Annotated in this window: 21 protein-coding genes; 6 read left to right on the forward strand and 15 right to left on the reverse strand. The window is 64.9% G+C overall.

Annotation, left to right across the window (positions count from 1 at the left end):
- The first annotated feature begins 171 nt into the window (after positions 1-171).
- Together nirK and N5A93_RS09060 are read left to right on the forward strand one after the other, a co-directional pair.
- Positions 172-1,293, forward strand: a complete 1,122-nt coding sequence (nirK, locus tag N5A93_RS09055; protein WP_268954762.1) for a copper-containing nitrite reductase — start codon at positions 172-174, stop codon at positions 1,291-1,293.
- 76 nt (positions 1,294-1,369) lie between these two features.
- A complete protein-coding gene (locus N5A93_RS09060) occupies positions 1,370-2,176 on the forward strand; it encodes a formylglycine-generating enzyme family protein (protein ID WP_268954763.1) in 807 nt (268 codons plus the stop codon).
- 71 nt (positions 2,177-2,247) lie between these two features.
- On the opposite strand, the gene hemN is transcribed toward N5A93_RS09060, so the two are convergent.
- From hemN to N5A93_RS09100, 8 genes are read right to left on the reverse strand one after another with little or no spacing between them, the layout of a single operon-like run.
- Positions 2,248-3,603 carry an oxygen-independent coproporphyrinogen III oxidase gene (gene hemN, locus N5A93_RS09065; RefSeq protein ID WP_268954830.1) on the reverse strand — a complete coding sequence of 452 codons (1,356 nt, stop codon included), beginning with the start codon at positions 3,601-3,603 and terminating at the stop codon, positions 2,248-2,250.
- A 54-nt stretch (positions 3,604-3,657) separates the two neighbouring features.
- A complete protein-coding gene (locus tag N5A93_RS09070; protein ID WP_268954764.1) occupies positions 3,658-4,350 on the reverse strand; it encodes an NnrU family protein in 693 nt (230 codons plus the stop codon).
- A gap of 4 nt (positions 4,351-4,354) precedes the next feature.
- A complete protein-coding gene (locus N5A93_RS09075; RefSeq protein WP_268954765.1) occupies positions 4,355-4,591 on the reverse strand; it encodes an NnrT protein in 237 nt (78 codons plus the stop codon).
- Complete coding sequence (locus tag N5A93_RS09080; protein WP_268954766.1) at positions 4,588-4,779, reverse strand: hypothetical protein; 192 nt, start codon at positions 4,777-4,779, stop codon at positions 4,588-4,590. Before N5A93_RS09080 ends, N5A93_RS09075 begins: the two co-directional genes overlap by 4 nt.
- A gap of 1 nt (position 4,780) precedes the next feature.
- The gene (locus N5A93_RS09085) at positions 4,781-6,673 is read right to left on the reverse strand and encodes a nitric oxide reductase activation protein NorD (RefSeq protein WP_268954767.1); all 1,893 of its coding nucleotides are present in this window, start codon (positions 6,671-6,673) and stop codon (positions 4,781-4,783) included.
- A 4-nt stretch (positions 6,674-6,677) separates the two neighbouring features.
- Positions 6,678-7,472: a CbbQ/NirQ/NorQ/GpvN family protein gene (locus tag N5A93_RS09090; protein ID WP_268954768.1), complete on the reverse strand. Its 795-nt coding sequence runs from the start codon at positions 7,470-7,472 to the stop codon at positions 6,678-6,680.
- A gap of 3 nt (positions 7,473-7,475) precedes the next feature.
- Positions 7,476-8,819, reverse strand: coding sequence for a cbb3-type cytochrome c oxidase subunit I (locus N5A93_RS09095; RefSeq protein ID WP_268954769.1), 1,344 nt, complete (start codon positions 8,817-8,819; stop codon positions 7,476-7,478).
- Positions 8,820-8,831: 12 nt separating this feature from the next.
- On the reverse strand, positions 8,832-9,284 hold the full coding sequence (locus N5A93_RS09100; protein WP_268954770.1) for a c-type cytochrome: 453 nt from the start codon (positions 9,282-9,284) through the stop codon (positions 8,832-8,834).
- A gap of 126 nt (positions 9,285-9,410) precedes the next feature.
- Here N5A93_RS09100 and N5A93_RS09105 point away from each other — a divergent pair, with 126 nt between their 5' ends.
- The gene (locus tag N5A93_RS09105; protein WP_372920800.1) at positions 9,411-9,635 is read left to right on the forward strand and encodes a hypothetical protein; all 225 of its coding nucleotides are present in this window, start codon (positions 9,411-9,413) and stop codon (positions 9,633-9,635) included.
- A gap of 100 nt (positions 9,636-9,735) precedes the next feature.
- Here N5A93_RS09105 and N5A93_RS09110 read toward each other — a convergent pair whose 3' ends face one another.
- Entirely contained in the window at positions 9,736-10,425 is a 690-nt protein-coding gene (locus N5A93_RS09110) for a Crp/Fnr family transcriptional regulator (protein WP_268954772.1), read from the reverse strand.
- Between the two features lie 113 nt (positions 10,426-10,538).
- Here N5A93_RS09110 and N5A93_RS09115 point away from each other — a divergent pair, with 113 nt between their 5' ends.
- Together N5A93_RS09115 and N5A93_RS09120 are read left to right on the forward strand one after the other, a co-directional pair.
- Positions 10,539-10,967 (forward strand): pseudoazurin, encoded by a 429-nt coding sequence (locus N5A93_RS09115; RefSeq protein ID WP_268954773.1) that lies wholly within the window; start codon positions 10,539-10,541, stop codon positions 10,965-10,967.
- Between the two features lie 83 nt (positions 10,968-11,050).
- On the forward strand, positions 11,051-12,256 hold the full coding sequence (locus N5A93_RS09120; protein WP_268954774.1) for an NnrS family protein: 1,206 nt from the start codon (positions 11,051-11,053) through the stop codon (positions 12,254-12,256).
- On the opposite strand, the gene N5A93_RS09125 is transcribed toward N5A93_RS09120, so the two are convergent.
- The 5 genes from N5A93_RS09125 to dctP form a co-directional block, all read right to left on the reverse strand.
- A complete protein-coding gene (locus N5A93_RS09125) occupies positions 12,251-13,768 on the reverse strand; it encodes a malonate--CoA ligase (protein ID WP_268954775.1) in 1,518 nt (505 codons plus the stop codon). The genes N5A93_RS09120 and N5A93_RS09125 overlap by 6 nt on opposite strands.
- 4 nt (positions 13,769-13,772) lie before the next feature.
- On the reverse strand, positions 13,773-15,029 hold the full coding sequence (locus N5A93_RS09130) for a malonyl-CoA decarboxylase (RefSeq protein ID WP_268954776.1): 1,257 nt from the start codon (positions 15,027-15,029) through the stop codon (positions 13,773-13,775).
- The gene (locus N5A93_RS09135; protein WP_268954777.1) at positions 15,026-16,342 is read right to left on the reverse strand and encodes a TRAP transporter large permease; all 1,317 of its coding nucleotides are present in this window, start codon (positions 16,340-16,342) and stop codon (positions 15,026-15,028) included. Before N5A93_RS09135 ends, N5A93_RS09130 begins: the two co-directional genes overlap by 4 nt.
- Positions 16,342-16,890, reverse strand: coding sequence for a TRAP transporter small permease (locus tag N5A93_RS09140; RefSeq protein ID WP_268954778.1), 549 nt, complete (start codon positions 16,888-16,890; stop codon positions 16,342-16,344). The genes N5A93_RS09135 and N5A93_RS09140 overlap by 1 nt, the downstream gene beginning before the upstream one ends.
- Before the next feature lie 76 nt (positions 16,891-16,966).
- A complete protein-coding gene (dctP, locus tag N5A93_RS09145; protein ID WP_268954779.1) occupies positions 16,967-17,953 on the reverse strand; it encodes a TRAP transporter substrate-binding protein DctP in 987 nt (328 codons plus the stop codon).
- Between the two features lie 139 nt (positions 17,954-18,092).
- Here dctP and N5A93_RS09150 point away from each other — a divergent pair, with 139 nt between their 5' ends.
- Entirely contained in the window at positions 18,093-18,749 is a 657-nt protein-coding gene (locus N5A93_RS09150) for a GntR family transcriptional regulator (RefSeq protein WP_268954780.1), read from the forward strand.
- A 108-nt stretch (positions 18,750-18,857) separates the two neighbouring features.
- Here N5A93_RS09150 and N5A93_RS09155 read toward each other — a convergent pair whose 3' ends face one another.
- On the reverse strand, positions 18,858-19,880 hold the full coding sequence (locus N5A93_RS09155; protein WP_268954781.1) for a Fe(3+) ABC transporter substrate-binding protein: 1,023 nt from the start codon (positions 19,878-19,880) through the stop codon (positions 18,858-18,860).
- Between the last annotated feature and the right edge of the window lie 34 nt (positions 19,881-19,914).

Below are 19,914 nucleotides of genomic sequence, written 5' to 3' on the forward strand. Positions count from 1 at the left end.
CGCATCGATCAGACACAGCCTGTCCCCGGCGGCGCGGCCTTATGCGAAACGCGGTTTTGCGGCGCTCAATCACCCGCTTCCGCATTCTATATTGCATTTGCACAACGTTCCGTGTCCGCATCGGCCCTAATCTCCTTTCAAACGACATTCATACCTGAAAGGAGAATGACAATGCTGACGAGAAGAGCCGCACTGATGGGGGTCGCCGGAATGGCCTCCCTGCCCATCCTCGCCAAGGCCGCGAAAGCCGATGAATCCTTCACGCCCGTCGCCGCGCCCGCTGACCTGTCCAAGCTCAAGCGCATCCGCCGCGAGCTGGTCGCGCCGCCCTTTGTGCACGAGCACGAGCAGGTCGCGACCAATGACCCTTGCATCGTCGAATTCGAGATGACGATCATCGAAAAGGAACTGCAGGTCGCCGATGACGCCTGGTTGCAGGCGATGACTTTCGACGGCTCGGTGCCCGGCCCGATGATGGTGGTGCACGAGGGCGATTACGTCGAACTGACCCTGATCAACCCGGTCGATAACATGCTTCAGCACAATATCGACTTCCACGCCGCCACCGGCGCGCTTGGTGGCGGGGCGCTGACGCTGGTCAATCCCGGCGAAAAGACGATCCTGCGCTTCAAGGCGACGCGCCCGGGCACTTTCGTCTATCACTGTGCGCCGGGCGGCCCGATGATCCCCTGGCATGTGGTTGCCGGCATGGCCGGCACGATCATGGTGCTGCCGCGCGACGGCCTGCGCGACCATGAAGGACGGCAGGTGAAATACGACCGCGTCTACTATATCGGCGAGAACGAATACTACATTCCCAAGAACGCCGATGGCAGCTACATGCGTTTCGCTGATGTCGGTGAAAGCTATGGCGACACGGTCGACCTGATGAACGGGCTGATCCCCAGCCACGTTGTCTTCAACGGCTCGGTCGGCGCCTTGACCGGGGATAACGCGCTCAAGGCCAACCAGGGCGAAAAGGTGCTGTTCGTCCACAGCCAGGCCAACCGCGACACCCGGCCCCACCTGATCGGTGGGCATGGCGACCTGGTCTGGGAGACGGGCAAGTTCAACAACCCGCCCGAACGCGACCTTGAAACCTGGTTCATCCGTGGCGGTTCCGCCGGGGCGGCGCTCTACGAGTTCCTGCAACCGGGCGTCTACGCCTATGTGAACCACAACCTGATCGAGGCCGTGAATCTCGGCGCGACAGGCCATGTGGTGGTCGAGGGCGACTGGAACAACGACCTGATGGAACAGGTGCTTGCGCCGACCGAACTGACCGGAATCTGAACCAACCGGAAGACCGGGCAGGGTGGGGCGGTCGTGCAAAACGGCCGCCCCGCTTGTCCTTGAAAGGATCGGGATCATGAAATCCTTGCTGTTGCTGCCATTGCTTGCCGTCACCGCGCTGGCCGGAGTGCTTGTGCAGCGCGAGTCCCTCGCGCCCGCGCCGTCGCTGCCGCCACAGGACCTGCCCGCGACCGTCGCCATTCCCGCAGGCGAAATCGCTTTCCGGCCGCTGGGAAATTTCAGCCAGGCGGGCAAGACCCGCCAGCCGGGCTGGACAACGGTGCCGGTCGCGGCGTTCGAGATCATGAAGCACCAGGTCACGCGCGATGCCTACGCGCAATGCGTGGCCGATGGCGGCTGCGCCGAAGTGCCCGCACAGGGCGGCAGCCTGCCCCAGACCCATGTAAGCTGGCAGGACGCCAGCGCCTATGCCGTCTGGTTCTCGCAGCGCAGCGGCATGACATGGCGCCTGCCCACCGAAGCCGAATGGCAGCGCGCCGCCGCCGAGCGCCACGGCGATGCCCTGCCTGAACCCGAGGACCTCGATCCGGGGCAACGGATGCTGGCGCAATACCAATCCGGTATCCTGTTGCGCGGCAGCGCCAATCTGGCGCTCAGGCCGCCCGGCGGCTTTGGCGACAACAGCCTTGGCGTGGCCGACATGGCCGGGAATGTCTGGGAATGGACCGACGATTGCTTTCGCAACGGCACCATCCTCGAGGATGGCAGCCTTGCGGAAACCGAGCCCTATTGCGGCGTGCGCATCGCGGGCGGGCGACACCGCGCGGCGGTGATCGACTTCATCCGCGACGCCAGCGTCGGAGGCTGCGCCGCGGGCCTGCCGCCCGATTTCCTGGGCTTTCGCCTGGTGCGCGAGGACTGACACAGCAGCAAAAAGGCGCAGGTCGGATCACGCCGCCCTGCGCCGGTCTCGTCGCGATGCTGCGCCGCGCCTCACGAGGCGCGGCTGTAACGCACACCCTCGGGCATATGCGCATCAAGCGCGCTGGCCACGATCCGCGTCAGTGCGCGCCCCTCCGGGCGGATCTCCAGCGCATCATCGTCCAGCGCCACCAGATCGCCGTACCGCTCCGCCAGCAGCGCCAGCGTCGCATCAAGCGAGGATGCCTGCGCACCGAACGTGGCCTGCAATTCACGCCGGTTCAGACGAAATTCACACATCAGCATCTCGATGGCGCGCGCCCGCAGCAGATCGTCCTGCGTCATCACATGGCCGCGCGCGCCCGCCAGCTCTCCGGCCTCGATGCGCTGCACATAGGCCGCCGTCGCGGCCGCGTTCTGAACGTAGCCCCCCGGCAGGCGCGAGATCGACGACGCGCCCATGCCGATCAGCGTGGGGCAGGTGTCATCGGTGTAACCCTGGAAATTGCGCCGCAAGCGCCCCTCGCGGGCGGCACGCGCCAGCCCGTCGTCACGAAGCGCAAAATGGTCGATGCCGATCGCGTCGAACCCCGCAGCGCGGAACCGCGCAGCCGCCTGTTCGGCCAGGTGATAGCGGTCCAGATCAGCCGGCAGCGCGGTATCGTCGATCAGCTTCTGGCGCTTCGACACCCAGGGCACATGCGCGTAACCGAACAGGGCCACCCGATCCGGGGCCAGTTCAAGCACCCGGCTCACCGTGTCGTCGATCCGCACCAGATCCTGATGCGGCAGCCCGTAAACCAGATCGGCATTGAGTGAGTTGATCCCCGCCGCGCGCAGGTCCTCCACGCAGGCTTTCGTGATGTCATAGGGCTGGATGCGCCCGATCGCCGCCTGTACCTCGGGGTCGAAATCCTGAATGCCGATGCTGGCTCGGTTCATGCCCTCGCGGGCCAGCGCGTCGATCTTGGCGCGATCCACCATCGTCGGGTCGATCTCGACCGAGAACTCCCAGTCATCCGCCGGCGGGATCACCGCCTTCACCGCCTGCGCCAGGCGGTGGATCAGCGCGGGCGGCAGGATGGTTGGCGTGCCGCCACCCCAATGCATGCGCCCCATCCGCAACCCCTCGGGCAGCACCTTGCGCATCAGCGCCAGCTCCTGTTCGAGCGTCCCGATGTAGCTTTCGACCGGACCCAGGGTCTTGGTCCCCTGCGTGCGGCAGGCGCAGAACCAGCACAGCCGCTCGCAGAACGGGATATGCAGATAGACCGAGACCGGCACCGCCGGATCGAGCGCGGCCAGCTCGGCCGCCTGTTGCGTGGCACCGACTGCCGGGGTGAAAACCGGTGCGGTCGGATAGGATGTGTAGCGGGGCACTCTCGAGTCGAACAACCCGAGTTCGGCAAGGCGGATGATCTGTTTCATGAATCTCATATGCCGGTTTCCTGGGGCGCTGACTTTGCGCCGGATCAAGTTTCGTCAAGGAAATGGTGAAACACCGATAACAGGCGCGTGCAGATGCAAGAGCGCCAACCACAGGGCCAGCGCGATTGCCGCGCGGACCGCCATTCGCGGCGCCATCGCCCGCCACCAGCCAAGGTTTGCCAGCGGCGCAGGCGACAGAATCGCCGTGCGTGCGAAGAACGCGGGTGCCTGCCCGCCAAGCGCCCGCGCCGCGCGCCGGTCAAACAGCGCAATCGCCCCGAAAGCCAGCAAGGCGAATCCCCCGAACAGCGTCAGATGCGCCAGATCGCCATTCACCACCGCATGCGCCGCCGCCCAAAGCCCCAGCGCCAGCAGCAGCGGATGACGCGACAGCGCCGCGAATCCCGGCGCGCCGCTCGTGGCGCTTGCGCCATCGCCGCGCCCGCCCAATGTCCAGGGGTTGTTCACGCCCGCGCCGCAGATCGCCAGCAGCCCCGCCAGGGGCATCGCCAGATTAAGCAGCCAGCGCATCCACGGCATCTGCGCCCAAAGCTCGACATAAGGCGCGCGCCCGGCGGCCACGATCACCCAGGCCAGCAGCAAAAGCGACACCAGCCCGTAGACCAGGAAATACATTCGCCGCCCAACGGCGCCGATCAGCCGCTCCCGCAGCCCGCCGATTCGCGGCAGGAAATGGCTGGCGATGAACAGCCCCATGGCCAGCCCATATTCGCCCCATCCGCCCATATTCTCACCCGTCCCCGGCCTGTTGCATCAGCCTGACGATATGACAGGCGAAGGCCCATGTCGCGGGCAGGCCGATCACCAGCCCTCCGGCGGCGGCCTGCCACGGCGTCAGCACCGGCCAGCCAAGCCAGCTGCCGATCAGCGCGGCAAAGAACAGGTTCACGCCCATCGCGCCCGCGCCGAACGGGTAAAGCGCCAGGAACAGGCGCAGTGAAGGGCGCGGTGACGGGCGCGGCCTCATCGCCGGTTCACCATCACCTGCACCATCGCCAGCGCGACGACCAGCACCAGCGAGGCGACAAAATACCAGGCTTCCGCCGCATCGGTCTGGGGTTGCGGTATCGGCCTCTCGAATGTCGCCGCGGCAAGCTGGCCGGGCAAAAGCATGGCAAGGGCTGCGAGGCGGGCAGGGAAGCATATCTTTTTCATGTCAGGTCTCCTGTGTCAGTGTCTGGTAGATCTCGGGCAGGGCACGGGGCAGGCGGTCGGGATCGGGCAGCAGGGTGAATCCGGCGCGCCCGAAGATGCGCGCGAACCAGTCCTGCCCGTCGGCATCCACGATCACCCCGTGAACCGCCTGCCCAAGCGCGCGCGCTTCGCGCACCGCCATGCGGCTGTCCTCGATCCCGTGAACGCCCTCGTAATGGTCAAGATCGTTGGGCTTGCCATCGGTCAGCACCAAGAGCAGGCGGCGCGTCGCGCCCTCTTCGGCCAATTGCGCCGAGACATGACGGATCGCCGCCCCGAGCCGCGTGTAATGCCCCGGCCGGAATCCCCCGATCCGCGCGGTCACATCGGGTGACATCGGCGCGTCGAACCCCTTGGCGCGCTGGATGAACACCCGGTCGCGGCGCAGCGATGAAAAGCTCCAGATGCCCAGCCGGTCGCCCGCCGTGTTGATCCCGGCGGCCAGCGCCGAAAGCGCCTCTCGCGCAGCCCCGATCACCGTGTGATCGCCCAGTGCCGCCTCGGTCGAGCGCGAACAGTCCAGCAGTATCGCCACCGACAGATCGCGCGCCACCGCGCGCCCGGCCTGCCAGACCCGGTCGCTGCCCTCATGCCCGGCGGCAAGATCGCTTTGCGACGCGATCACCGCATCAAGGTCCAGATCGTCGCCATCCAGTTGCCGGGGCAGGATCACCCGGCGCGGATGCAGCGGCGCGAATTGCCGCTTCACCCGCTCGACCAATCGCGGGTCGGGGCAATACTGCGCCGCCGGCTTCGCCTCGATCTCCAGAACCCGCGTGTGATCGGGCATGTAATCGCCGCTGCGCCGGTTCCATTCGGGATAGGTGAACTTGCCCGCCAGCCGCTCGTGTTCGGCATCCTGCGGCGACAGGTCCAGCGACAGGCGCAGGCGTGTGGCGGCGCGTTTGAAATGCTGGCTGAGCGATATATGGTCCTGATCCTCGGCGGCCTTCTGGGCGTTGTCCTGATCGTCGTCATCCACCATCCGGTTGATGTTGAGGCTTTCGGCCCAGGACATGATCGATTCGAAACGGTGGATGATGAAACTGTCGTTGCGGTTGGCCTGATCGCGCTCTTCGCGCCGCGCTTGCTTTCGCGTTCGTGCCGCAAAGGCCGGCTGGTTCGCGGCGGCCTCGTCACCATTTGGCGCGGCACCGGGGCCGGTCTCGCGGGTGCGCAGGCGCAGCCAGACCGGCACCGGCGCATAGCTGCGATAGCCGCGCGGGGCAGGGCAGGTCAGGCACTCTTCGGCCGGGCTGATGCCGTTGAGCTGGTCAAGGATCAATCGCTCCACGCCGCGCTCGCAGGCGGGCAGGCCAGTTCGCGCCCGGTTTTCGGCCACATGACGGCAGAGCGCCGCATAAGGCGCGCGCAATCCCGGGCAGGCGTCATAGGCGCGATCCGCGCCCTCGGCGATGGCGGCGATCTCGGCCCGGTCGGCGGCCAGCGGATCGTCGCGCCGCGCCGGAATTTCGACACAGGCCGCCAGCGCCGCCAGCCAAAGATAGGCGGTGCGGTTCATCTCGCGGCTGGGAAAAGCATCCATGACCGGCGGCAGGCGCAGCTTCTCGCCGTCGAAATCCGCCACATGCAGCATCTCGCGCGGTGTGCCGATCCGGCGCAGCCGGTCGGGCCGGTGATCCGAACAGGCCGCCGGGGCGGGGACGATCTCGGTCCCCGCCGCGCCGCCAAGCGCGCGGTAAAGCGTGGCCGCGCTCGGACGGATCGCCGCAAAGGTGACGGTGCGCGCCTCTGCGCCCTCGCCGCCACCTTCGCGCGCGCGCCGCGTCGCCATGTCATGCCAGAGGTTGCCGACGGTTTCCTCCGGCTCCATGAGGTCAAGCAGATGGATCATGGCGTCACCCGTAGACGCTGGCGGCAAGATCGCGCAGCGCCTGCTGCACGTCCGGCTCGTCGCTCAGGGGTTCGATGATCGCCGCCTCGATGGCGCGCTCGACCTTGGTGCCGCGCGCGATCATCGTCGCCGCATATATCAGCAGCCGGGTCGAGATACCCTCCTCCAGATCCATGCCCGACAGCGTGCGGATATGCCCCGCCAGCCGCACCAGCGCGGCGCTGCGCGCCTCGTCCAGTCCGCTTACGCGCACCACCACGGCGGTTTCCACACCCGGTTGCGGGAAATCGAAGCCGATCGACAGGAACCGTTGCCGGGTCGAGGGTTTCAGCTTCTTGAGGATGTTCTGGTAGCCGGGGTTGTAGCTGGCCACCAGCATGAAGCCCTTGGGCGCCACCAGCTCCTCGCCGGTGCGGTCGATCATCAGCCGCCGCCGGTCGTCGCTCAGCGGGTGCAGCACGACGGTCACGTCCTTGCGCGCCTCCACCACCTCGTCGAGGTAACAAATCCCCCCCTCGCGCACGGCCCGCGTCAGCGGCCCGTCCACCCAGACGGTCTCGCCGCCCTTCAGCAGATAGCGCCCGATCAGGTCCGCCGCCGACAGGTCGTCATGGCAGGCCACCGTATGGAGCGGCAGGCCCAGTTTCGCGGCCATATGCTCGACAAAGCGGGTCTTGCCGCAGCCGGTCGGCCCCTTCAGCAGAAGGGGCAAACCGTTTTCATGCGCGGTGCGAAACAGATCGCATTCATCCGCGACGGGTTGGTAGAAGGGCAGGTCGGGTTTGGTCATGACGGTCATGGCTTATTCTCCCGGAACGGTCAGCGGGCCGGGTTCGACGACCTCGCGCCGCACCACCAGCATGGCATAGATGAACAGCAACGCACCCAGCACGACCGCCACACCCGAGCCGAAGCGCATCAGGTAGAACAGGTCCAGCTGATCCTGCACGTCCATGAAATAGTCGCCCACGATCCGCTGCATATGGGTCTGGATCGTGCCCGCGAAGGTCAGCGTGAAGGTCATGAACGCCATGCCCCCCGTCATCAGCCAGAACGAGGCCATGTTGAGCACCTGGTTATAAGGCGCGCGTCCCTTCAGCTGCGGCATCGCATAGGTGAACATCGCGAGATTCAGCGCCACATAGGCCCCGTAAAAGGCAAGGTGCCCGTGTGCTGCGGTGATCTGCGTGCCGTGAGTATAGAAATTGACCCCGTGCAGCGTGTGCAGGAAACCCCAGACGCCGGCCCCGAAGAACGCCACCGTCGACGCGCCCAGCGACCACAGAAGCGCGGCCTTGTTGGGGTGGTTCTTGCGCCCCTTCCAGACCATCAGGAAGGCAAAGGACATCATCGCGAAGAACGGGATCACCTCGAAGGTCGAGAAGATCGACCCGATCCATTGCCAGTAACCCGGCGTGCCGATCCAGTAGAAATGGTGCCCGGTCCCGAGGATGCCGGAAAACAGCGCCGTGGCGACAATGACGTAAAGCCATTTCTCGATCACCTCGCGGTCCACGCCGGTCAGCTTCAGCATCAGGAAGCCCAGGATCGCGGCCATCACCAGCTCCCAGGTCGCCTCGACCCACAGATGCACGACCATCCACCAATACATCTTGTCCAGCGACAGGTTGTCGGGATTGATGAAGGCGAACACCCAGAGCAGGCACAACAGCCAAAGCCCCATCAGCAGGATATTGGTGATCGCGGTCTTTCGCCCGGCCAGCACCGTGAGCGAAATGTTCACAAGAAAAATCACCGCGGCGACCAGAATGCCGAACTTGACCCAGAGCGGCTGTTCCAGGAACTCGCGCCCGCCGTGAATGCCGACCAGGTAGGACCCCACCGCCCCCAGCGTGCCGACCACCAGGATCGCCAGCTGGATATAGGCCAGCTTGACCGAGAAGAGTTCGCGCTCGGATTCCTCTGGCACGAGGTAATAGGCCGCGCCGAAAAAGCCCAGCAGCAGCCAGACGATCAGCGCATTGGTATGGATCATGCGGATGATGTTGAAGGGCACAAGCTCGGCCAGCGTATTGGGCGCGACATAGATCCAGCCGGCCAGAAGCCCGCCCATGACCTGAATGGCGAAAAGGCCCATGGCCACCAGGAAATAGGCGTAAGCCACCTTTTGGGATTGGTATTTCATCTTCATGTCTCCTCAGCCGGCGTCGTTGGGCGGCCAGTTCTGGGTGTCGGTCTGATCGGCCCAGCGAAGGAATTCGGACAGCGCCCGCATTTCCTCCTCGGTGATCTCGAAATGCGGCATCTGGCGGCGGCCCTCGATTCCCGAAGGCTGCGCCTGCATCCATCCGTCAAGGATCTCATAGGCCGTCTCTGGATCGTCCAGCGCGCCCCAGCGGGTCATCACGTTGCCAAGCTCGGGAGCGAAATAGGCGCCCTCGCCATGCAGCGTGTGACAGTTGATGCAGGAATGGCGCTCCCAGACATGCTTGCCAAGGATAACCTCCTCGCTCAGTTCCATGCCTGCGGTCGAGCTCTGCGTGATGTGACGGTGACTCTGTGCCGTCAGGGCCACGAACACGACGACGAAGAAGATGGATCCCCCGTAGAACACGTTCCTGGCCCGCGATTTCGTAAGTAATTCTGACATTTCGCGGTCCTGACATTCGTTTTGGATGGGCTCTGGATAGCCGCCGCCGCCGCGCCGCTTGTTGCGCAATCGCAAAGAAGGACGCGAAACGCGCGCGCAGAATGAATGGAACGACTGGAGCACCCCATGAAACGCCCCGATTTCGACGACCCCGACCTGCCGCTATCGGACCTGTTCGCCCAATGGCCCGAACTGATGCGGGTCTTCATCGAACAGCGGATGCTCTGTCCGGGCTGCCCGATCGCGCCATTTCACGCGATCACCGATGCCTGTATCGAATATGACTTGGACGAGGATGATTTCCGCGAGGCCCTGCTGGCCGAAATAGCCGCGCTGGCCGACCCGTCCTAGGGCTCCTTGCCCGGAATCAAGGCGCACCACGCGCCGCCGGGCATCGCCCGACCGCTCACCTGCCCGGCGATACCCGCCGACGCAAACACCAAACCGTCCGCTAAACGTCGCTCAGCAACACCAGCCGATGCGGATCGGTCACGACAATATGCTTACGGGTCGAGCGCACGATCCCGCTTTTCTCCCAGGCCGACAGCAGGCGGCTCACCGTATGCAGCGTGGTGCCGGTCATGTCCGAAATGTTCTGCCGCGTCACCGGAAAGGCGATCTCGATTCCCTCGCCGGTCTTGCGCCCGCTCTGGTTGACCAGCCGCAGCACCGCCGAGGCGACCCGCTTTTCCACCGCCTGCGTCGCCATCTCGGTCAGGGTTTCCTGGATCTGTCCCAGCCGCTCGCCCAGCGTCTTGTAGCTTTCCGAGGCGAACCCCTCATAGGATGCGGTGAAGTCCGGCCAGAGCCGCACCGGCCATGACAGCGCGATGGATTCCGCCGCCGCGATCGCGCTGGCCGGGTAGGTGTCGCGCTGAAGCGCGGGCGCGATCCCGAACAATTGCCCCGGCGCGATATGCAGCACGATGATCTGATCGCCCCCCGGCGTCGTGCGCACCACCCGCAGATAGCCATCCAGCAGCAGATAGAACCGCTCTGCGTCATGCCCCTCGCGAAAGATCACCGTGCCTTCGTCGTATCGCCGTGATGTCGCGTGATCCAATATCCCGCGAATCTGCTCCCGGCTCAGGCGGGAGAAGGGCGGCAGGCCGGTCAGCAGGCTTTCGTCGAGTTTTGCCACGAATGTTTCGGAAGTTTGTGAAAGAGCAATGTTCGCCCCGACCTCATACACCATAACAAATGCCAGCGAAACAACCGGACGACACGAACCGGACAGGATGAAAGGAAACTCCGATGATGAAACCGCTGATACTGACCGCCGCGCTGGCTCTTGTGGGCACGGCCGCCGCCGCCGAGACCCACGAGGTCAAGATGCTCAACCGCGGCGCCGAAGGCGCGATGGTGTTCGAGCCCGCCTATATCAATGCCGCGCCGGGCGACATTGTCCGCTTCCTGTCCACCGACAAGGGCCACAATGTCGAAAGCATCGACGGCATGCTTCCCGACGGCGTCGACAGCTTCAGGACGAAGTTCGACGAGGAATTCGAGCTGACGGTCGATGAACAAGGCGTCTACGGCATCAAATGCACGCCGCATTACGCGATGGGCATGGTCGCCGTGATCCAGGTGGGCGATGCGGCCAATCTCGATGAAGCCAGCGCCGTCAAGCACCGTGGCAAGGCCAAATCGCGTATGGCCGATCTGGTCGCGCAGGTCCGCTAGGGCAGCGTCTCGCCCTGCCTGACCTGCCGGGGCGCCGCCACGGGTGGCGCCCCTGTTTCCCTTCCGGACAAGGATGCAGGACCATGTCGCCCAAACACTACAGCGGCCCGACGCTGTTTTCCTACGGATTCAGGCCCTTCTTTCTGGGCGCGACGCTGTTCGCGCTTTGCGTCGTGCCGGTCTGGTATCTCATCTGGCGCGGGGATCTGGCGCTCCACAGTCATTTTGCCCCGGCGGATTGGCATATCCATGAGATGATCTTCGGCTATGGCGCGGCGGTGGTTGCGGGTTTCCTGTTCACCGCCGTGCCCAACTGGACAGGCCGCATGCCGACGCGTGGCTGGCCGCTTGCCGCCCTGCTCACGCTCTGGCTGGCCGGGCGTCTGGCGCTGGCAGGGGCTGGCGGGCTCGCACCGCCCTTGGTGTTGCTGATCGATCAGGGCTTTCTTCTGGCGGTGGTCGCCATGATCGCGCGCGAGATCATGGCTGGCAGGAACTGGCGCAACCTCAAGGTCTTGCTGCCCGTGACCCTGCTCTGGGGCGCCAATATCCTCTATCACGCCGAAGTCATCACCCAAGGCACAGCCGATACGGGCCGGCGGCTGGGGCTGGCGCTGCTGGTGTTCCTGATCATGCTGATCGGCGGGCGCATCCTGCCCAGCTTCACCCGCAACTGGCTGGCGCAGCGCGGCGCAGCCCGGCTTCCGGTGCCGTTCAACCGTTTCGATGGCGTCTGCCTCGTGGTCGGCGCGGTCGCATTGCTGGCATGGGTGTTCGCACCATACGGAATCGCGGCGGCGGTGCTGGGCGTGCTGGCGGCGCTCCTGCATCTGGCGCGGCTTTCGCGCTGGCAGGGCCAGGCCACATGGCGTTCGCCGCTCCTCTTGATGCTGCACGCCGCCTACCTTGTCATCCCTGCCGGGTTCATCGCCGTCGGCGCCACGGCCCTCGGATTGGCCACGATGGCGGCACCGGCGCATCTCTTCGGGATCGGGGTGGTCGGGGGCATGACCGTGGCGGTCATGATGCGCGCCACCATGGGCCATACCGGGCGCGAACTGGTGGCAGGCCGCCGCCTCACGGCGTCGTTCGCATTGCTGCTTCTGGCGGCGCTGGCGCGCCTCGCAGGGGATGCGCTCACCCTTGGCGGGCTTGACGGCATCGCCCTTTCGGCGCTGCTCTGGACGCTCTCCTTCGGCCTTCTGGCATGGCGGCTCGCGCCTTGGCTGGCGCGCCCGCGCGTCGCGCGGCGCGCGCCCTCCCGGGCCAGCCCGCGCCCCGCCTCATGAGGCGGCGAACATATCCTTGAATTCGTCGCGCAGGATGTTCTTTTGCACCTTGCCCATCGTGTTGCGGGGCAGGGCGTCCATGACCACCAGCTTGCGGGGATGCTTGAAGCGCGCCAGCGATGCCTGCGCCGCCTCCATGATCGCCTCCGGGTCCGGCTCACGGCCCTTTTCGGGCACCAGGATCCCCAGAACCGTCTCGCCGAAATCGGGATGCGGCACGCCGATTACCGCGCTTTCCAGCACGCCGGGCTGCTCGTCCAGCAACAGCTCGATCTCCTTGGGGTAGATGTTATAGCCCCCCGAGATGATCAGATCCTTGTTGCGCCCGACGATATGGATATAGCCATCCTCGTCGATCCGCCCCAGATCGCCGGTGATGAAGAACCCGTCCTCGCGCAGCTCGGCTGCCGTTTTTTCGGGCATCTGCCAATAGCCCTTGAACACGTTCGGCCCGCGCACCTCGATCTGGCCGATCTCGCCCTGCGGCAGGGTCTCGCCGCTGTCGGGGTCCGTCACCTTCAGCTCCACCCCCGGCAGCGCGAAACCCACGGTCCCCGCGCGCCGCTCGCCGTCATAGGGGTTCGAGGTGTTCATGTTGGTCTCGGTCATCCCGTAGCGCTCCAGGATGCGATGCCCTGTGCGCTCCTCGAACTGCACATGGGTCTCGGCCAATAGCGGCGCCGAGCCCGAGATGAACAGCCGCATATGCCCGACCAGATCGCCGGTGAAACGCGCGTCATCCAGCAACCTTGTGTAAAAGGTCGGCACGCCCATCATCGTTGTTGCCCTGGGCAACCACTCGATCACCTGATCGACATCGAATTTCGGCAGGAAGATCATCGCGCCGCCGGTCGCCAGAATGATATTGGTCGCCACGAACAGGCCATGGGTGTGAAAGATCGGCAGCGCGTGCAGCAACACGTCATCGCCGCTGAAACGCCAGTGATCGACCAGCACCTCGGTATTGGACAACAGATTGCCCTGCGTCAGCATCGCCCCCTTCGATCGCCCGGTCGTGCCCGACGTATAAAGGAACGCCGCCAGATCATCGGCCCCGCGCGCCACCGTGTCGAAGCTTTCGGGCTGGTCTTGCGCCGCCGCCATCAGGCTGCCCGTGCCGTCCGCGTCCAGCGTCTCGACCCGCGCATCGAGCGGCCCGGCCATCGGCGCCACCGCGTCTTTCTGCGCACTGTCGCAGACGATCAGCCGCGCGCCGCTGTTCTCGATGAAATAGGCCAGCTCGCTGACCGTATAGGCGGTGTTGAGCGGCAGAAAGATCACCCCGGCCTGCACGCAGGCGGCATAAAGCGCCAGCGCCTCGGGCGATTTCTCGACCTGCACCGCCAGCCGGTCGCCGGGCTTCAGCCCCATCGCGCTGATCGCATTGGCCAGCTGCGCGGCGCGCGCCAGAAATTGCGCATGGGTGACGACCGCGCCATCCGGCAGATACAGGAAAGCTGTGGGTTTGCCGGCATGTTTGCCCATCAGCGTGTCGTAAAGAATATTTGCCATGATTTCAGGAATCCTCGGCCTTGACGAGAGTAGCGGAACTGGCAAGCGACCGGACCTCCGATGTCGCCACCATCTGCCGCGTGGTTGCGAATTGTTCGTGGTTTTGCGCGACCTTGGCCAGATCGTAAAGGTAATTCACCATCGTGCCCCCTGATTGCGCCTGGCCGTTTTCGGACGTGTCTGCCTCGGCGTGGACGGCATGGACGATCGCACCATTGCCCAGATGGAACCGCGCCACCGGATCGACCGGGTCGCCGTTATCCAGCTTGGCATTCAGCAGGTAATGGGCCGCCAATGCGCGCATCTGCTCACTGCTGGCCCCTTGCCATTCATAACCCTCGGAGTCCAGCCAGCGGGTCAGCCCCGGAATCGGCGAGAGCGTCACGAAAGTCTTCAGCCCCGGCAGTTCGGCGGAAAGGTCCGCCGCCACCTGCTTGATCAGGGAATTGCCGAAGGAAATGCTGGCCAGCCCCGCCTGACAGTTGGAAATCGAATAGAACACGGCCGTATCGGCCTCGTCCTCGCGCAGCGTGCTGCGCTCGCTTGTCAGCAGCGCCTGCACCGATCCCGGCGTGCCGCGCGTCAGCGCCACCTCGACGAAGATCAGCGGCTCGTCGGGCATGGCGGGATGGAAAAAGGCGAAACAGCGCCGGTCCTGCGGCTCCAGACGGCGGCGCAGGTCGTCCCAGCTCTGGATCGCGTGCACGGCCTCGTATTGGGTGATCTTTTCCAGGATATGCGCCGGGCTTTCCCAGTTGATCGGCCGCAGCACAAGGAAACCGCGATTGAACCAGGACGCGAAAAGATGCCGGAAATCGAGGTCCAGCGCCTCCAGTTCCGGGGTGCCGCGCCCCAGCCGCAACAGCTCCGCGCGCATTTCCACCAGCGTGCGTGTCGCGCCGGGCACGCCGTTGAGCCGCCGGATCAGCTCCTGGCGGCGGGGCTCGGCTGCGGCCATATAAGCGCGGTATGTGGCCTTTGACGGGGCCTGCTCATAGGCGTCAAGGGCGGCCCGCACCGCCTCGGGGTCGATATTCATCTCGGTGGCCAGATGGCTGAAGAACGCGCGCTTGTCGTCGTCCTCCATCTCGCCGAACCCCGACAGGATCTCGGTCGCAAGACTCACCCCCGAGGTTTCCCCCGCCGCGCCCACCAGTTCATCGGCCAGCTCGGGCAGGGGGCGGGTGCCGCGCCGGCGCAGCGCGAAAGGGCGATAGCGCCGCTCGAACACCGTCGACAGAAGATCCGCCAGCAATGTCATCGCGCCGTTCCCATTACCGCATCGGGCAGCCATGTGGCGAGGCCCGGAAACAGGCACAGCAGAACGATGCCGATCACCATGCAGGCCACGAAGGGCAGCGATCCCGTCAGGATCGTGCGCAGCGAGATATCCGGCGCGATCCCGTTGATCACGTAAAGGTTCAAGCCCACGGGCGGCGAAATCAGCCCGATCTCCATGTTGATCGTCAGCACCACGGCGAACCAGATCGGATCGAAACCGGCTGTGGTGATGATCGGCAACAGGATCGGCGCGGCCATCAGGATCACCGCGACCGGCGGCAGGAAGAAGCCCGCGATCAGCAGAAAGACGTTGATCGCCCCCATCAGCACCCATCGGTTCACATCCAGCGTGCCGATCCACTCGGCGATCGACTGGGTGATGAACAGCGACGACAGCATGTAGCTGAACACGCCCGCCGCGGCGATGATGAAAAGGATCATCACGCTTTCGCGGGTGCTGTCGCGCAGCACCGACCAAAGCTGGCGGGGATCCCACAGCTTGTAGATCACCATCGCGATGACCATGCACAACAGCGCGCCCACCGCCGCCGTCTCCGAAGGTGTCGCGACACCGCCATACATGGCGTATAGCACGCCCACGATGATCGCGAGGAACGGCAGCACCCGCGGCAGGATCTCGAATTTCTCGCGCCAGCTGTAATTGCCCGCGCTCAGCACCGATTGCGCCCCCGAGCGCCATGTCGAATAAAGCGACCACGCCATGAACAGCATGACCAGCATCAGCCCCGGAATGACACCGGCCAGGAACAGCCGCCCGATCGAGGTCTCCGTGGCGATCCCGTAGACGATCATCGTCACCGATGGCGGGATCAGGATGCCCAGCGTGCCCCCCGCCGCGATCGACCCGGCGGCGACGCCGTCGGGATAGCCGCGCTTGCGCATCTCGGGGATGCCCATCTTGCCGATGGCGGCGCAGGTCGCAGGGCTTGACCCCGACATCGCCGCGAACAGCGCGCAGGCGCCGAGGTTGGAAATCACCAGCCCGCCGGGCACCCGCGTCAACCAGCGCTCCAGCGCCTCGTAGAGGTCGGCCCCCGCCCGCGTCGATGATATCGACGCGCCCATGATGATGAACATCGGGATCGACAGCAGCGCGAAATTGTCCAGCTTGCCGAACAGCAGCTCCGGCATCAGTTCAAGAGAGCGCAGCCCGTCAAAGACGATCAGGAACCCGGCCGATACGATCAGCAGCCCGATCGCCACCGACACGCCCGAAAACAGTACCAGGATCGTCGCCACCGCAACGAGGGCTCCAAGAAGAAGGGGGTCCATCAGGCGTCCTCCAGTCCGAAGGGTTTGTCCACGCCGATGATCACGGCGATCAGGTCGGCGACCAGCTGCAACAGCAACAGGGCGAAACCAACGGGAATGGACAGATATGGAATCCACAGCCTGACGGACCAGACCGTGTCCGAGCGCCAGCTGCGATCCCAGGCGAAATGCCAGAACTCATAGCCGTAAAACAGCATCACCGCGACGATGGCGATCGACAGCGTCAGCGTCAGCATCGCCAGCACGAACCGCGCCCGCATCGACAGCATCAGCGGGAACAGGTCCACGTTCACATGGCCCCGCAGCCGCTGCACATAGGGCAACCCGATCAGCGTCGCGGCGATCATCAGGTAAACCACCGCCTCGGTCTGCCAGATCGTCGACCCGTTCAGCACGAAGCGGATGAAGATCATCTGGCAGGTGATGCCCACCGCCGCGACGATCATCGCCGCCGAACACCATCCGGCGAATGTCGAGATCGCGGCGACGGCCCGCAGGAACGGATTGCTGCCCGTGCGCGCTGCGCCTGCCGAACTTGGAACGGCCATGCGATACCTCCCTCAAGCGTGTGATCTGGTCGGGGATCCGGGGCGGCGCGGTCTGGGCGCCGCCCCGGATGTCAGCTTATTCGACGGCCAGCGCCATATCCAGAAGCGCCTGCCCGTCGGACACTTCCTCGACAAAGGCCTTGTAGGATGTCTCGGTCGCCAGCGTGCGCCAGGCCTCGAAATCCTCCTGCGACATCTCGGCGATCTCGACTCCCGCATCGCGGAACACCTTGACCGACTCGGCGTCTTCCTTCTTGGCCTCTTCCAGGTAATAGGCCTCGGCCTTCTCGCTCGCCGCCAGCAGGGCCGCCTGCTGCTCGTCGCTCAGCCCCTCGAAGGTGGACTTGTTCATCAGCAGCGGCTGGTACATGAACCAAAGCGCCACGTCGCCCGCCGGGGTATAGCATTTGACCTGCTCGTAGATCCGGTAGGACACGAAGGACGAGGACGACGTGTTCGCCGCGTCCAGCACGCCGGTCTGCATCGCGTTGTAGATCTCGGACGAGGCCATCGACGCGATCGACGCGCCCGCCCCGGCCAGCATCTGCTCGAATGCCTTGCCGGCGGCGCGCATCTGCTTGCCCTCGACATCCGAAGGCTTGGTCAGACACTCTTCCGTGCCCGCGAAACCGCCCGCCAGGTAGCCATGCACCAGCACCATCACGTCATCCTCGGCCATCTTGGCCTCCAGCGCCTCCATGAAGGGGCTCGCGGACAGGCGCGCGGCGTGGTCGTGGTTCTTCACCAGGCCCGGCATCAGCGTCAGGTTATAGGCCGGCTGCTGCCCGCCCGCATAGCTGAGCGGCAGCACCGTCATGTCAAGCTGCCCGCGGCTGAGCGGCGTGTATTGCTCGCGCGGCTTGAACAGCGATTTCGACCCGAAGATCTTGATATCGAGGTCCACATCGGCGGCGGCGACCTCGTCGGCGACGATCTGCGCCACCTTGTGGCGGACATCGTTGTTCGACCATTGATGCGACAGGCGCAGCTCGGTCGCCTGCGCCAGGCCCGCCACCGAGATGAGCGCCGCAGCCGCCACGGCGGTTCTAAGCATTGTTTTCATGTTCTCCTCCCAAAGCATTGCCCCGGCAGGGCCGGGGATGTCCGGCAAGACTACGTGCGGCGTGTTTTTCAAGTCAACAGTTTTGTATACAAGATGTGAGATATTGCATCGCAACGATCTCGTGCTAGAGTTCTCTCCCATGCAGCAACGCCGCGCCGATCATATCGCAGTCCAGTTGGAAGAACTGATTTTCGATGGCACCTTCCAGGACGGCCAGCGCCTCGACGAGGTGCGCCTTGCCGATCAGTTCGGGGTGTCGCGCACCCCGCTTCGCGAGGCGATTCAACGGCTTGCTCTATCGGGGCTGGTCGATCTCATCCCCCGGCGCGGGGCCTTCGTGCGCCAGCCCGGCCCCGTGGAGCTGATCGAGATGTTCGAGGTGATGGCCGAACTCGAAGCCGCCTGCGGGCGCCTCGCCGCGCGCCGCATCAGCGACGCCGCGCTGGCCGAACTGCGCGACGCCAACGCCCGCTGCCACGCCGCCGTGACGGCCCGCGATCCAGACAGCTACTATACCGAGAACGAACGATTCCACAGAATCATCTACCGGGAATCGGGCAACGGATTCCTCGAACAGGAAACCGCCAAGCTGCATAAACGCCTCAAACCCTTCCGCCGCAAACAGCTCGGGTTCCGTGGCCGCATGGCGCAATCCATGGCCGAACACGAGGCCATCGTCGCCGCGCTCGAAGACGGCGACGGCGCGCGCGCAGGCGACACCCTGCATAAGCACGTCGCCGTGCAGGGCGAGAAATTCCACAACCTGATGGCCAGCCTCAAAAGCGCCGCCGAGTAGGACCGCAAACCGCCATCGAAAGCGGCGATGTGCCCGCTTATCCCCCCCAAAAAAACGAAAAGCCCCGCGCAAAGGCGCGGGGCAATCTCGTTCAACGATCAGGCGCGATCAGTCCCAGCTGACCTCGTTGAAGATCGTCTGCGCGGCCTTGGCATTGTCGCCATAGACTGCGGTATTGGTGGTAGTGTCCGGGATGAAGATGCCCAGACGCGCGGTATCCTCGTCCAGCGGCACGCCGCTTACGGCCGGATACTCGTTGTTCTGTCCGGCAAAGTGATGCTGCGCAAAGTCGCTGGTGAAGAATTCCAGCAGCTTCTCGGCATTCTCGGGGTTTGGGGCATGCACGGCCTTGGCGGCGGTCGACAGGTTCACATGCGTGCCGCGCCCGCTCTGGTTGGGCCAGACGAAGCCGATATTCTCGATCCCGTCGGTCAGGCCTTCGACATCCTGCTCATAGCCTCGCAGGAAGTAATAGTGGTTGGACACGGCCACATCGCATTCGCCCGACAGGATGCCGCGCAGTTGATCGGTGTCGCCACCCTGGGGCGCGCGCGCCATGTTCCCGACGATGCCTGCGGCCCATTCCTTGGCCGCTTCCTCGCCATGAACCTCGATCAGCGAGGCCATCAGCGACTGGTTGTAGATATTCGACGAAGAGCGGATGCAGACCTTGCCCTTCCATTCCGGCTCGGCCAGCGCCTCATAGCTGCGCGGCGGGGTCTCGACGCGGTCTTTCGCGTAAAAGATGATGCGCGCGCGCTGCGAGACACCGAACCACATGTTCTCGGGATCGCGCAGATGCGGCGGGATGCGATCCCGGATCATTTCCGACTCGAAGGGCTGGAGCAGGCCCGCATCCTCGGCGCGCCCCACACGGCCCACATCGACCGTCAGCAGCACGTCGGCGGGGCTGTTCTCGCCTTCGGCCTCCATGCGCGCGATCAACTCGTCCGCCTTGGCCTCGATCCGGTTCACGGTGATGCCGGTGCGGCTGGTGAACTCGTCGAACAGCGGCTGGTCGGAATCGTAATGCCGGCTGGAATAGATGTTGACTTCCTGCGCCAGCGCAGGGGCGACCGTGGCCGAAAGCGCAAGCGCAGCGACAAAGCTGCGGGTGATGGTGCTGGTCATGGTCTCGTGAAACCTCCTGAAAACCGAGTGAAAC

It is taken from the genome of Roseovarius salincola, from assembly GCF_026891095.1.
GTDB classification, from domain to species: Bacteria; Pseudomonadota; Alphaproteobacteria; order Rhodobacterales; family Rhodobacteraceae; genus Roseovarius; species Roseovarius salincola.